Origin of the sequence: Streptomyces odontomachi (assembly GCF_024435355.1) — a bacterium.
Lineage (GTDB): Bacteria > Actinomycetota > Actinomycetes > Streptomycetales > Streptomycetaceae > Streptomyces > Streptomyces odontomachi.
Genome location: NZ_JAMJWG010000003.1, coordinates 541,594 through 554,181 on the forward strand (window position 1 = coordinate 541,594; position 12,588 = coordinate 554,181).

General features: G+C 70.2%; 12 protein-coding genes. 10 read left to right on the forward strand and 2 right to left on the reverse strand.

The annotated features are described in order from the left end of the window. Positions 1 to 1,251 (forward strand): MFS transporter, encoded by a 1,251-nt coding sequence (locus NQO67_RS10295; RefSeq protein WP_255949502.1) that lies wholly within the window; start codon positions 1 to 3, stop codon positions 1,249 to 1,251. A gap of 74 nt (positions 1,252 to 1,325) precedes the next feature. Here the strand turns inward: NQO67_RS10295 and NQO67_RS44215 are convergent, their stop codons facing one another. After that, the gene (locus NQO67_RS44215) at positions 1,326 to 2,264 is read right to left on the reverse strand and encodes a LuxR C-terminal-related transcriptional regulator (RefSeq protein WP_255949503.1); all 939 of its coding nucleotides are present in this window, start codon (positions 2,262 to 2,264) and stop codon (positions 1,326 to 1,328) included. Positions 2,265 to 2,635: 371 nt separating this feature from the next. Here NQO67_RS44215 and NQO67_RS10305 point away from each other — a divergent pair, with 371 nt between their 5' ends. The 7 genes from NQO67_RS10305 to NQO67_RS10335 all read left to right on the forward strand — a co-directional run bounded on the left by NQO67_RS10305 (position 2,636) and on the right by NQO67_RS10335 (position 10,405). Next, positions 2,636 to 3,817, forward strand: a complete 1,182-nt coding sequence (locus NQO67_RS10305; RefSeq protein WP_255949504.1) for an FAD-dependent oxidoreductase — start codon at positions 2,636 to 2,638, stop codon at positions 3,815 to 3,817. Further along, complete coding sequence (locus NQO67_RS10310) at positions 3,814 to 4,440, forward strand: nucleoside/nucleotide kinase family protein (protein WP_255949505.1); 627 nt, start codon at positions 3,814 to 3,816, stop codon at positions 4,438 to 4,440. The genes NQO67_RS10305 and NQO67_RS10310 overlap by 4 nt, the downstream gene beginning before the upstream one ends. Next, entirely contained in the window at positions 4,437 to 5,561 is a 1,125-nt protein-coding gene (locus NQO67_RS10315; RefSeq protein ID WP_255949506.1) for an ATP-grasp domain-containing protein, read from the forward strand. Before NQO67_RS10310 ends, NQO67_RS10315 begins: the two co-directional genes overlap by 4 nt. A 62-nt stretch (positions 5,562 to 5,623) precedes the next feature. After that, complete coding sequence (locus tag NQO67_RS10320) at positions 5,624 to 6,325, forward strand: iron-containing redox enzyme family protein (protein ID WP_255949507.1); 702 nt, start codon at positions 5,624 to 5,626, stop codon at positions 6,323 to 6,325. 3 nt (positions 6,326 to 6,328) lie between these two features. Next, entirely contained in the window at positions 6,329 to 7,444 is a 1,116-nt protein-coding gene (locus NQO67_RS10325) for an amidohydrolase family protein (protein ID WP_255949508.1), read from the forward strand. A 49-nt stretch (positions 7,445 to 7,493) separates the two neighbouring features. Then, a complete protein-coding gene (locus tag NQO67_RS10330; RefSeq protein WP_255949509.1) occupies positions 7,494 to 8,705 on the forward strand; it encodes an aminotransferase class I/II-fold pyridoxal phosphate-dependent enzyme in 1,212 nt (403 codons plus the stop codon). Then, positions 8,702 to 10,405 (forward strand): hypothetical protein, encoded by a 1,704-nt coding sequence (locus NQO67_RS10335; protein ID WP_255949510.1) that lies wholly within the window; start codon positions 8,702 to 8,704, stop codon positions 10,403 to 10,405. The genes NQO67_RS10330 and NQO67_RS10335 overlap by 4 nt, the downstream gene beginning before the upstream one ends. 69 nt (positions 10,406 to 10,474) lie before the next feature. Here the strand turns inward: NQO67_RS10335 and NQO67_RS10340 are convergent, their stop codons facing one another. Beyond that, positions 10,475 to 11,338, reverse strand: a complete 864-nt coding sequence (locus tag NQO67_RS10340; RefSeq protein ID WP_308295642.1) for a gamma-glutamyl-gamma-aminobutyrate hydrolase family protein — start codon at positions 11,336 to 11,338, stop codon at positions 10,475 to 10,477. Between NQO67_RS10340 and NQO67_RS10345 the strand changes: the two genes are divergently transcribed. Together NQO67_RS10345 and NQO67_RS10350 are read left to right on the forward strand one after the other, a co-directional pair. Next, positions 11,255 to 11,908: a nucleoside/nucleotide kinase family protein gene (locus NQO67_RS10345; RefSeq protein ID WP_255949511.1), complete on the forward strand. Its 654-nt coding sequence runs from the start codon at positions 11,255 to 11,257 to the stop codon at positions 11,906 to 11,908. The two genes, NQO67_RS10340 and NQO67_RS10345, sit on opposite strands and share 84 nt — an antisense overlap. 1 nt (position 11,909) lies before the next feature. Continuing rightward, positions 11,910 to 12,473, forward strand: coding sequence for a nitroreductase family protein (locus NQO67_RS10350; RefSeq protein ID WP_255949512.1), 564 nt, complete (start codon positions 11,910 to 11,912; stop codon positions 12,471 to 12,473). Positions 12,474 to 12,588: the final 115 nt, after the last annotated feature.

The window sequence follows — 12,588 nt, forward strand, 5'->3', positions numbered from 1 at the left end:
ATGCGGATCACCGACTTACCCGAGTTCCGGGTGTTCTGGGCGGCGCAGGGCGCCAGCATGCTCGGGACCGCGGTGAGCCGGTCCGCCCTGCCGCTGCTGGCGGCCTCCGCGCTGTCCGCATCCGCCTTCCAGATGGGGCTGTTGCAGGCGTCGCTGACCGTGGCGTTCCTCGTCTTCGGGCTGCCCGCCGGCATGTGGATCGACCGCATGCGGCGCCGCCCGGTGATGCTCGTCTGCGACATCGCCCGCAGCCTGATCATGGTGACGCTTGCCGTGATCACCCTGCTCGGGAAGCTGGACATGACCCTGCTCATCGTCGGGGGCCTGCTGCTGGGTGTCGGGCGGACCTTCTACGAGATCGCCTACCAGTCCTACATCCCCCTGCTGGTCGGCCGGGCCCGGCTGGTCGAGGGCAACTCCAAGCTGGAGAGCACCACATCGGCCTCCCAGATGGCCGGCCCCGCGGTCGCCGGTGGCCTCGTCCAGCTGGGCGGCGCGGCGGCCGTCGCGGTCCAGGCGGTGAGCTATCTGTTCTCCGCACTGCTGCTGTTGCGCATCCGGAAGAAGGAGACGGTGCCCGAGCGGCTGCCGAACGCCGGCGGGACCTGGCCGCAGATCAGGAGCGGGCTCGCCTTCGTGCTGGGCGATCCGATGGTGCGCGCCGTCACGGCGTCGGCCGCCACGTACAACTTCTTCTACGCGATGCAGACGCCGCTGGTCGTGCTGTTGCTCGTCAACGAGGTGGGGCTCAGGGAGTCCGCCGCCGGTGCGCTGATGACCGTCAGCGGATTCGGGGGGCTGTTCGGTGCGGTGACCGCGCAGTGGGTCGCGCGGCGGGTGGGCCAGGTGCGGGTGATCTGGCTGGCCTACCTGGTCGCCATTCCCACCGTGGTGCTGATTCCGCTGGCCGGTCCGGGCTGGCGCCTGGGTCTTTTCCTGGTGCCGTGGTTCGTGTCCGCCTACGGGCTCGTCGTCTACAACGTCTCCGCGGTCAGTTTCCGCCAGGCCATGTGCCCCGACCATCTGCTGGGTCGGATGAACGCCAGCGTCCGCTTCGTCATCTGGGGGATCATCCCGCTCGGCGGCGTGGTGGGCGGGTCCCTGGGGACGTGGCTGGGGGTACGGGGGGCGCTGCTGGTCGCCGGCGTGGGCATGGCGGCCGGTGTGCTGTGGTTGCTCTGCTCCCGGCTGAGGTCGCTGCGGGACATGCCGGCACCGACCGAGCCGATGCTCTCCGCTGGCCGTGTGTGAGTCCCCCGGGCTGCTCTGCCGTGCCTTCCGGCGCGGCCCCTCGGCAACGCTGACGAGGAGCCTTGTCTCTGGCGTCAGGTGACCAGCAGGTTCCGCTTGCTGATCAGGTAGCCGGCGTGCGCGCGGTTACGCGCACCTATGCGCCGCATGATGTCCGAGATGTGGCGCTGGCAGGTGCGGGTGGAGATACCCATGAGTCGGGAGATGACCTTGTCCTCGGCGCCCTGCACGAACAACCGCATGATCTCCCGCTGGACGTCGTCCCGCGTCGTGGACATGGACGCGTGGTCGTACTCGAGCGGGAAGGCGGTGGCGGTCAGCCAGGTCTGTTCGAACGTGGCGACCATGAACTCGACCACGTTCGGGTCGTGCACCAGTACCGCTCCCTCGCGGTGGTGCACGCGTTCGATCAGCGCCGCCTCGCCGTCGAAGACGATCAGACGGCGCAGCGCGCCGGCCACCAGGCGGACCTCGGCACCCCGGGCGACCACGTCCTCGACGTAGCCGGCGGTGGGGAGGTCGAACTGGGCCGCGTACTGGTAGAGGGTGCGCATGCGCACGCCCCGGCCGAGCAGGGCCAGGGTGCGGTCGGAGGACTCCTCCAGCACCTTCGGCGGCCGTGCGCCGCCCGGCTGGGAGGTGAGCACTTCGTGGCGACATCGGGCCGCCAGCTCGGTGATCAGTCGAAGGGTCGTGTCCAGGTCCGGAAGTATCTCGACGGACCGGGTGCTCATCCGGGCCAGGAAGCTGGTCTCGTACATCGGGACGAGTCGGGCCAGCTCCTCGCGCAGGCAGTCCACCTCTTCCTGCCAGCGGTTGATCTGGCGGGCCGGAGCCCCCAGGAGCAGGGCACGCGCCCGGTCGGGAGGTACGGCCTCGTACACATCGGGATCTCGCTCGATGCGGCGTAGCAGTTTGCAGCGTATGAGGCGTTCCAGTGCCTCACGTGCCTCGTGCGGATTGAGGCCTCCTTCCGCTGTGATGTCGGACTCGCGGAAATTTCTCCTGGTCACAGCGAATTCGTAGACCCGGGCACCCTGTTCACCGATCCGGGGCAATCCGATAGGTTGACCGATGTCCAGTAATGTCACGGTTCCTCCCCTTGTCTTGTTCAAGCCATTCGGAAAGATGATTGTTCAGTCCCGGGCCGCCCGCAATGGCGGTGGGCAAGGATTGGCTGTGAAAGGTGGTATTCCGGACTGCTGGCAAAGGAACGTCTAGTGAACGCTTTTCGTCGATGTAGCCCCGTAGTCGCGTCCCCCTTCTTTGCGTTCGCATCTGCGACAGTACCTTCCGCTTCCTCTAATCACTCCCCCGACCTGGGCTGGGGCGCCTGACTTCACGCTGCACGGGTTGTTCGTTCGGAACGATCAAGGGGAAGCGTATGTCTCAAACCAGTCGCCCTTCGGGACGCTGGCGTCTTGTCGTCGTCGGGGGCGGATCGGCCGCCGCGGTTCAGGTCCGCAAGGGGGATATCCCACCGCAGGAGACACTCGTCATCGCGGAGCGGCTGGGGACGGGCATGGCCTTCCTGGGCCGGGCGACCCTCCAGTCCTACATCGAGGAACTCCTGGTCTCCACCGCCGCAGCGGAACTGCACAGCATGGTTCCGGCCGGCGAGCTTCGGCCAAGCGCGGCCCAGTACGACACCTACGTACGCGAGTCCCTGCTCCAGACCGGCGCTTCGGTGATGTTGGCCCGGGTGCTGGACATCCAGCGGGACGCGCACGGATTCGTTCTCACGCTCCGCACCCCCGGCGGGGTGCACCGGCAGGTCCACGCCGACTCCGTGGTCCTCGCGACCGGCAGCGCCCCGCGCAAGCCCCCCGCCGACTGGCAGGCCGCCGGAGCCATCTCCTACGACCTGGTCCACCGGGAGTTGGCGCAGGTCGGACCGCACCGCTGGGCGGGCAACTCGGTGGTGGTCGTCGGTGCGGGCAACTCCGCGATGCAGACGGCCAGCCTGATGGCGCCCGACGCCCGGGACATCACGATCCTGGCCAAGCGCTACGTCGGCATGTACCCGGCCGAGAGCGAGGACCGGTTCGCCTGGCGCGCCCCGTCGCAGCTCACCTACGAGCTCGTCGTGAAGAGCAGCAACGAGTGCGGCCGCCGCCCCTGGCGCGTGCCGTGCGTCCGGCACATCGTCTACGACGCCCTCGAGTTGGGCGACGACGCGTTCAGCTGGACCTACCAGGAGACCAGCAACCTCGACGTGCTCGGCCTGCACTCCATGGCGGGCCGGTGCCGCCACGCGCGGGGCCGGCAGGAGTCCGACGGCACCTGGGTGGAGTCCCGCGACCGTGACTCCACGGTGGTCGTCTGGGCCACCGGCAGCGTGCCCGTCTACCCGCCCGGCGAACTGGTCTCCTCGCTGCGCAGGGACCCGGACGGCACCGTGGCACGTGACGAGCACGGCCGCACCGACGTCCCCGGCCTGTTCGTCACCGGGGCCTGCGCGGGCCACCGTGCGGTGAACGAGACAGTGCCGGCACGAACCCGACCCACGAGGGTGCAACTAAGGCAGAGCGGATCCGAGGCCGCCGAGGAGCGAATCAAGGTATGACCACGGCAGGTGTCCGTCCTTATCGAATCCTTGCCGTCGAAGGAATTGACGGTTCAGGAAAAAGCACTCTGGTGTCGAGAATCACCAATAAATCTTCGCTAAATTCACGCTCGGAACGACTTTCTCCCTGCATGGGCGGAATTTATCGCGATCTGGTGGATGTCCCCTCGCAGTCCAAGACCCGCTATCAGGACGTCATTCCCGGCGATCTGCGATACGGCAGTTTCATTATCGACGCCATTGCCCAGTTCCACTATCGAAGCCAGGAGTACGCGCAGTACGACTGGTTGGTCTTCGACCGCTGGATGCCCACCTACGACGTGTACTGCGAAGGGAAGAGCGTGTACGACGAGTGGTACCAGCGGGTGGCGCGTTGCCTGCCCGAGCCCGATCTGCTCGTCCGGCTGCGCGCCACTCCCCGCGTCGCCGCCGAACGCGTCACCGCGCGCGGCGACTGGACGGCCGACAACTGGAGCGCCGAGCGGCTGCTGGCCGACCTGACCCGCCTCGACGAGCGCTACGACCGTGCGCTCAAGGACGTCCCGCACCACGTGGTCGACGCGGACCGCGACGCCGATGCCGTGTACGGCGACGTCCTCGACCTCATCAGAGGTGTGCGGTGACCGACACCTGGTACGACACCCTCCTGCTGGTGGTCGACGACACGATGTCCAGCTCGCTCCCCCCGCTGCTGGCGCAACGCGACCGCATGGCCGCCCGGGGGATACGCCTACGGGTGCACGACTACGCGGAGGTGCTCGCGGGCATCCCCGCGCTGTCCGATCAGACCCTGGCGATCCTCGGCTTCCCGCACGCGTTCTGGGACGGCCACATCGACGGAGTGCTGCCCGGCCCGTACGGCACCACCGCCTACGTGCAGGCGATACAGGGCTACCTGCGGCAGGCCGGTGCGGCGCTGCACACGGCGAGCCGTGGCACGGTGCGCTACCTCAACCGCCCCGAGGCCCTCGCGCTGACCCGGGAGAAGGGCGCAGCGCAACGGCGACTGGCCGCGCAGGGCGTCCCCGTTCCCGAACAGCTCACCGACCCCACGCCCGACGGCATCCTGGCGGAACTGGGCCGCGGCGAGTCCCTGTACGTCAAGGCCGTGTGCGGCTCCATGGGCAAGGGCCTGACCCACCTCGCCCCGGACCGCTGGCAGACCAACTACCACTACGACGGCGAGAACCTGCTGACGCCGGCGCCACCGGGCGGGGACGCCGACTGGGAGCGCCGTGAGCAGTGGCTGTTCCGGGACGTCGAGGTCGGGGACAAGGTCTTCCTCGACGTGCTGTGCGACACCCGGGGCTTCCTCTTCGAACGGGGGATCGGCAACCGCCACGAAGCCCCCGGGCACCCCGAGGGGTCCGAGCGCACCGAGTTCCGGGTCACCGTCGCCGCCGCGGAGGTCTTCGCCGTCGAGGAGCGCAACGCCCCCGGGAACGCGCTGACCACGCGACGGGCCGACGGGGGCCACTCGCACGCGGCCGACCGGACCGATCCGCGCGCCCGGGCCGCCGGCCAGGCGGGGCTCGCCGCGGCCCGCGCCCTCGGCCTCGGCTACGCCATGTTCGACGTGGTGACGGACCCCGCCGGTGCGCCGTACGTCGTCGACACGACGGCCTTTCCCGCCACCAGCACCCCGACCGACCGGTGGACCGACATTCTCGACCTGCTCGCCACCCGAACCCCACCGGACCTGCCGGCCGAACCATCCCCGCTCGACCCCTGGCCGGCCGGCTGAGCGATCCGGCCAGCCGGCCACGGATCGCTGCTCCACCCAACCACCCCTGAAGGAGAGCTGGCATGCAGTCACTCGACGAGTTCTTCAGTGAGTTGAACACCGCCGTCAAGGCGACCGACTGTGTGGAGAACGACTTCTTCGCCGCCTTCCGCGACAAGCAGTTCGACGCGGCGGCCGTGCAGAAGTTCGCCGACCAGTACTACCTCTACATCCGTACCTTCCCGAAGATCCTCGCCGGCCTCTCCGCACGCGTCGACGACGAGGAGATCCGCAAGGAGCTCGCCAAGACCGTCGTCTCCGAGCTCGGTGGCGGCGGCGAGGGTGGCATGGGCCACTACAAGATGTTCAAGAACGCCTGTGCCGCGCTGGACATCACCGTCGCCCCGGTCGACACCGTCGAGTACCTGCCGGAGACCGTCGCGCTGGTCGAGGGCATCCGCGAGCTGTTCCTCAAGGGCAACATCGAGGCGGCCCTGGGCGGTCACTACACCATCGAGCTCAGCGGTCTGCCGATGATCAAGAGCCTCTACGAGGGCTTCCGCGAGCTCGAAGGCAGCAACGTCGAGAGCCTGGAGTACTTCTACCTGCACCTGCTGATCGAGCGGGAGCACGTGGAGTGGATCCATGCGGCGGTCGAGAAGGCGACCGGTGGAGAGGAGTCGCGCGCCGAGATCCGCCGGGGCGCGCTGCTCATCGCCGAGCTGCTCGGCAACTTCTGGGCCGGCGTGCACCGGGAGCTGCTCCGCCAGCCGGCTGGTGTCTGACCCATGGCGGCGCCTCACGGTTTCCGCGTCATCGACGCGGACGGGCACGTCATGGAGCCCGACAGCATGTGGACCGAGTACATCGACCCCGCCTTCCGCGACCGGGCACCCCGCCGGGCCGCGCAGGACGGGGAGGGCTGGGCCCAGATGCTCGTCGATGGTCAGCCGATGTACCGGCACTATCCGGACGCACTGGTGGCGGAGTTCGCCCGGCGCACCGAGGAGAGCTACGGGCCCTACGCGGCAGCGGGGTTCGACGCGCCCTCCCAGGTGCAGTCCCTGGACGACCAGGGGATCGACGTGTCGTTCCTCTACCCGTCGCTGGGTCTGGGCACGGTCACCATCGACGGGATGGACCCCAAGCTGGCCGCGGCCATCAGCCGGGCCTACAACCGCTGGCTCGCGGACTTCTGCTCGCACGCGCCGGACCGCCTCAAGCCGGTGGCCCTGCTCAGCCTGCACGACGTGGAGCTGGCCATCGGTGAGCTGCGGTTCGCCGTCGACAAGCTCGGCATGCGCAACGTCATGCTGCGCCCCAACATGGTCTCGGGCCGCTCCGTCGGACATCCCGACACCGCGCGGTTCTGGGCCGAGTGCGCCTCGCTGGGGGTGTCGGTCAGCTTCCACGAGGGCTGCCACACCATGCTCCCGGCGGCCGGCGCGGACCGTTTCACCACGCACTTCGCGATGCACAGCGCCTGCCATCCGATGGAACAGATGATGGCCTTCATCGCCCTGGTGGACGGCGGGGTGATGGAGCGCCACCCCGAGCTGCGGTTCGGCTTCATGGAGGCCGGCTGCGGATGGGTCCCCTATCTGCTGTGGCGGATGGACGACCTGGAGTACCGGAACTGGAAATTCCAGATACCGGAGGTCAAGCACGAGCCCAGCGAGTACTTCCGCAGGCAGTGCTGGGTGAGCGCCGAAGGGTGCGAGCCCTACCTGGGCAAGATCGCGGCGGACATCGGCACCGACCGGCTGCTGTACGCGTCCGACTATCCGCACCCGGACCACGAGTTCGGCGAGGAGCTGGAGGACGTGCTGAAGGCGGACCTGCCGGACGACGTCAAACGGGCCATGTTGTGGGACAACCCGGCCGCGTTCTATGGGCTCTCATGATCTGAAGTCGGTCCCTGGGGCGGCGACGCCCCAGGGACCGGCCCTGGACGTGTACTCGGCCACGGACCAGCTCGCCCAGCGGCACCAGGCCGTCAACCTGGGCCGCGGCGCACCCGACTTCGACGGCCCGGCCGTGCTGCGCCGGGCCGCGCTGCACGCGATGCGCACGGGCCTGAACCAGTACGTGGCGTCCGCCGGTCATCCGGACCTGCTGCACGCCCTGGCCCAGGTCGCCGTGCCGCCGGGCACCGCGTACGACCCGGATTCGGAGATCACCGTCACCGCCGGTGCCACCGAGGCGCTGGCGGTGGCGCTGGACGTGCTGCTGGAGCCCGGGGACGAAGTGGTCACGCTGGAGCCGTTCTACGACTCCTACCCGTCGTTCGTGCAGCGGGCCGGTGGCGTCCCGGTGCCCGTCCCCCTGGTCCGCTCGGGCGACCGCTACGTGCTGGACGTCGACGCGGTCGCCGCCGCCATCGGCCCCAGGACCCGGGTACTGCTGCTCAACACGCCGCACAACCCGACCGGGTGGGTGGCGAGCGAGGCGGAGCTGGCCGCACTCGCCGACCTGGTGCTCCGGCACGACCTGCGGGTGGTCACGGACGAGGTGTACGAGGAGCTGACATACGGGGGGAGCGCAGCGACTTCCTTTGAGGGTGGTGGTGGGAGACGGGCGGGCCCGAACCTCACCCGCTCGACGCACCGCAGCATCGCCGCGCTGCCCGGCATGCGGGAGCGCACCGTCGTCTGCTCGTCGTCCGCGAAGTCCCTGAGCGTGTGCGGGTGGCGGGTCGGCTGGGCCTTCGCGCCGCCGGCGATCAGCGCCCCGCTGCGGCACGCCCACCGGATGGTGTCCTACTGCGCCCCGGTGCCCTTCCAGGTCGCCGTCGCCACCGCACTGCGCTGGGCGAGGAGCACAGGCTGGTTCGCGGAGCTGCGCACGGTGTACCGGGAGCGCAGGGACACCCTGCTCGGTGGTCTGACCAAGGCTGGTTTGCGCCCCAACGCCCCGGATGGCGGATTCATGGTGATCGCCGAGACCGGTAGTGTCCTGCCGAACGAACCGCTGGCCGCCAACGAGTTGCTGGCACGCGAGCTCGGGGTGACCGGCCTGCCCCTGCCCGGCTTCTACGCACGTCCCGACGCGGCTCGCGGACTCCTGCGCTTCGCCTTCTGCAAGGAGGTCGACGTGCTTCAGGAGGCCGCCCGGCGGCTGGCCGCACTGGATCCGACCGTCCACAGGGGGACCGTTCCCGGATGATCACTGACAACGGCGGTTCTGCCGCCCCGACCGTCCCGCCCTCTCCCACGGACGACATCGGCGTCCTGTGGAAGGGGTTCTGCACCGGATACCGGGTGCTGGCCGACGCGGAGGTCGCCGACCTCTGCAAGCGGCTGCTGGACCACGGGATCGACCAGGTGCCGGCCCGGGCCGCACGCGAACTGCCCTCGTACGTCGCGCCGGCCCGGCCGGACGAGGGCAGCCGCCCGCCCGCGCTCGTCATGCACTCCGCCACCCGCACCACACGTGGCTTCGACGGGGACCTGGCGGACGTGCGCGCCGGGCGCGACCCGTACGACGTGGCCGGGTACCTGGAGGCGCGCGCGGTCTCCCTGGGCGTCGCAGGCGACCTGGCGGTGGGGCGGGTGCGGCCCTGGCAGGAGGCGGTCCGGCAGTACGGCCTCGACTCCGTCGACATCCGCGACCTCGACGTGTACTACCTCTCCGACGCGCTGCTCCTCGCGGCGGCCGGCGAGGGACCGCAGCCCGGGGTGCTGGAACCGGTCGTCGAGTGGGTGCGGGCCCGGCCCTCCACCGTGGTGCGCCTGTACGCGCTGGACCTGGAGACCCAGGTCTTCCTGCTCTGGCTCAAGGAGCGTGCCGGTCTCGACGTGCTCCACGTGGACGCCAACAGCCCGGTCGTGTCGGCCCGGTGGAACCGCAAGAACCACGTCCACCCCACCGTGCCGGACGCCCGCGCCGTGGCCGCCACGGGTCTTGCCCCCGACGACCTGCTGGCCGCCGAGCAACGGCAGTCCGAAGGGTGCCGGCTGCTCGGCATGGAGCTCCCGGTACTGCCCGGGTACCTGGTGGAGCGCACCGACGACCCGGACACCTTCGCCGCAGGGGTGGTGGCCGCGGCTGCGCTGCTCACCGAGCGGTACGGCCTTCAGCGCGGCTGCCTGAAGCCCTGCGAGGCCGGCGACGGCGCACGCATCGTGACGGGCCTCGCGCTGAGCGACGAGGCCGCGCTGCGCCACCATGCGCGTGCGGCGCACCAGCACGGCGACGCCTACGTGCTGGAGGCCCACACGGACTTCCACCCGTGCACCATCAACGGCCGGCGCTTCATCCTCGCGCCGTCCGGGCACGTGCGCGGCGGGCAGGTCCTGCCGGGTGTGACGTTGCAGCTGATGAACGGCGTGTCCTGGGAGGGGAACGTCACCCTCACCGAGGAGGACTGCGTCCGGTTCGGGCTGCCGGCCCGGATGTACGGCGACATGATGACGGCGATGCACGCCACCCGGGACGCCTTCCACGGGCCGCAGAGCGCGGTGCAGGGCTGCCAGGGAGGCATGGTCACCGGCGGGGTCGACTTCGCGGTGGGCCGGATCGGCGGGGTCTTCGGCGACCGGATCGTGCTCGGCGCCATCGACTTCAACCTCTCCTCGCACGGCGCCGAGTACATGCGCGCCTTCCAGGACGAGGTGGCGGACCGCGCCACGCACGTGGCGACCCGGGTGTACCGGCCCGACATGGCCGCCGACCTGGACACCACCGTCCGGGCCGTGGCGGGTCTGACCCCCGGGTCGCGGTGGTCGAAGGTGGTCGCGAGCGTGCCGGGCCGATGGGGCATGGTCGCGGTCACCGGCACCGGCCTGGAGGATGCGGTCGGGGCCGCCGAGGAGCTGGTGACGGGCCTGCGCGCGGCGGGCCTGGCAGGAGGCGGGACGGCGTGACGGCAGCCGGTCCGAGGCCGGTCGGCCGGTGCCCCGGGGCACCCGTCGACCGACCGCGAACGGCTCAGGTCAGGGCGTGGCGACCAGCCGCGGTGTCTCGCGCGTCGCGCGCAGCAGGCCCTCGACCAGGCGCAGGCTGCCCGTGGGATGGTCGGCCGGCAGCTCCTCCGGATGCCACTGGACGGCGAGCGCGAACCAGTCCTCGTCGGGACCGGCGGCCTCGATGGCCTCGGGCGTGCCGTCCGGGGCCTGCGCGCTCACCCGCAGGTTCTCGCCGGTCGTCCGGGTCGCCTGGTGGTGACGGCTGTTGACGGGCAGCGGGCCCGGGCCGAGCAGGGCGTGCAGCCGGCTGCCGGGGGTGATCTCGATGTCGTGGTGGCGGGTGGGTTCGCCCTCGGTGCCCCCGTGCCCGACGGCGCCGGACTCGGTGGGCAGATCACGCCACAGGGTGCCGCCGAGCGCCACCGTGAGCATCTGGGCCCCCCGGCAGATGCCGAGCAGCGGCAGCCGGTCCCGGCGGGCCCAGCCGGTCAGCAGCATTTCCGTCCGGTCCAGCTCGGGGTGCACCTCGCCCTCGGGCCCCGGACCTGCGCCGTAGGTCGCCGGGTCGAGATCCATTCCACCGGGCAGCAACAACGCGTCACACATCTCGTAGAGGACACGCAAAGAATCCTCCGGCAAGGGGGGAATACCCAGCGGAATTCCTCCGGCCGCTTCCACCGCGCTGAAGTAACTCATGCTCTGCATCCAGCGGTCCGCTTTTCCGGGGCGGCGCCACGGGCGCAAGGTCACGCCAACAACCGTGTTATTCATAAGAGTTGATTGAACCACATGGAATGAGGTCTTGGAGTGACGAGAAGCTATCGGCTGATTGCCGTCGAAGGGGTGGACGGCAGCGGAAAGTCCACGCTCGTGGAGAACCTTCGGAATCATCTGGCGCAACGTTCCAAGGCACTGGTGGCGCGGCCGGCCCGGGCCATGACGGAGGCATTCCGGCAGGTGGCCGAGAAAGGGCGCCCGGATTCCGTGCTCTACCAGGACCACATCCCGCCCGATTTCCGGCACGGCACCTACATCATGGAAACCGCAGCACACTTCCGCTATGCCCATGAAGAGTTCGAGCGGCATGACCACGTCATTTTCGACCGGTGGACGCAGACCTGGCAGGTCTACTGCGGCGATGTCACGGAGCACACCGAGTGGATGAGCCGGATCGCCGGCACCATTCCCCGTCCCGACGTGCTCCTGTGGGTCCGGGTCGATCCGGAGCTGGCCTGCCGCCGGCTGGTGCAACGGCAGGACCGCTGGGCGCGCATCCTCACGTCCGACCAGCTGCTCGACAAGATCACCAACTTGACCGAGCAGTACGAGACCGTCATGCGTGAGACGGCTCCCGAGGCCGTCGTGCTCGACGGCAGCCTGCCGGCGGACCGGGTCCTGAACGAGGCCCTGAGCCACCTGGACACCGCGGACACAGCCGCGCTCGCCGGTGGAGGCAGCTGAGATGGAGACCTTGCAGAACGTCCTCACCCGCCGCAGCGCACCCCGGCTGACCGACCCCGTGCCGCCCGACGGGGAGCTGCTCTCCCTGGTCGAGGCGGCCATGACGGCGCCGGACCACGGGCGCCTGCAACCCTGGCGGCTGATCACGCTGCGCGGCGACGAGCGCGTCGCGCTGGGCCGGCGGATGGCGGCGTGCGCGGGCGACGACCCGACCGTCCGGGAGCGGGCCGCCGCCAAGCCGCTGCGTGCGCCGCTGCTCATCGCCATCGTCTTCACCCCGGTCGAGCACGCCAAGATCCCGCGCTGGGAGCAACTGGCCGCGACCGTGGCGGCCGTGCACACGGTGCAACTGCTGCTCCACGACCGCGGGTACTCCTCCATCTGGCGCTCCGGGAAGGTGACGGAGCAGGACGAGGTGCGTGCCCTGCACGGGCTCGAGGACACCGAGCAGCTGCTGGGATGGCTGTACACGGGTACGGCGGCCGGCCCCGTGCCGCCCCGTCCCCGGCTCGACCCGAAGCCGCGCCTGCGCTCGCTGTCCCACGCCTGTCCCCTGAGCGCCTGACGGCCCGGCCCCTGCCCCCCTGACCACACGGCCGGCGCAGGACGGAGCGACCCGCGCCTGACGGAGCGACCCGCGCAGGACGGAGCGGCGCCCGCACCAGTGACGCTGGGGTGCG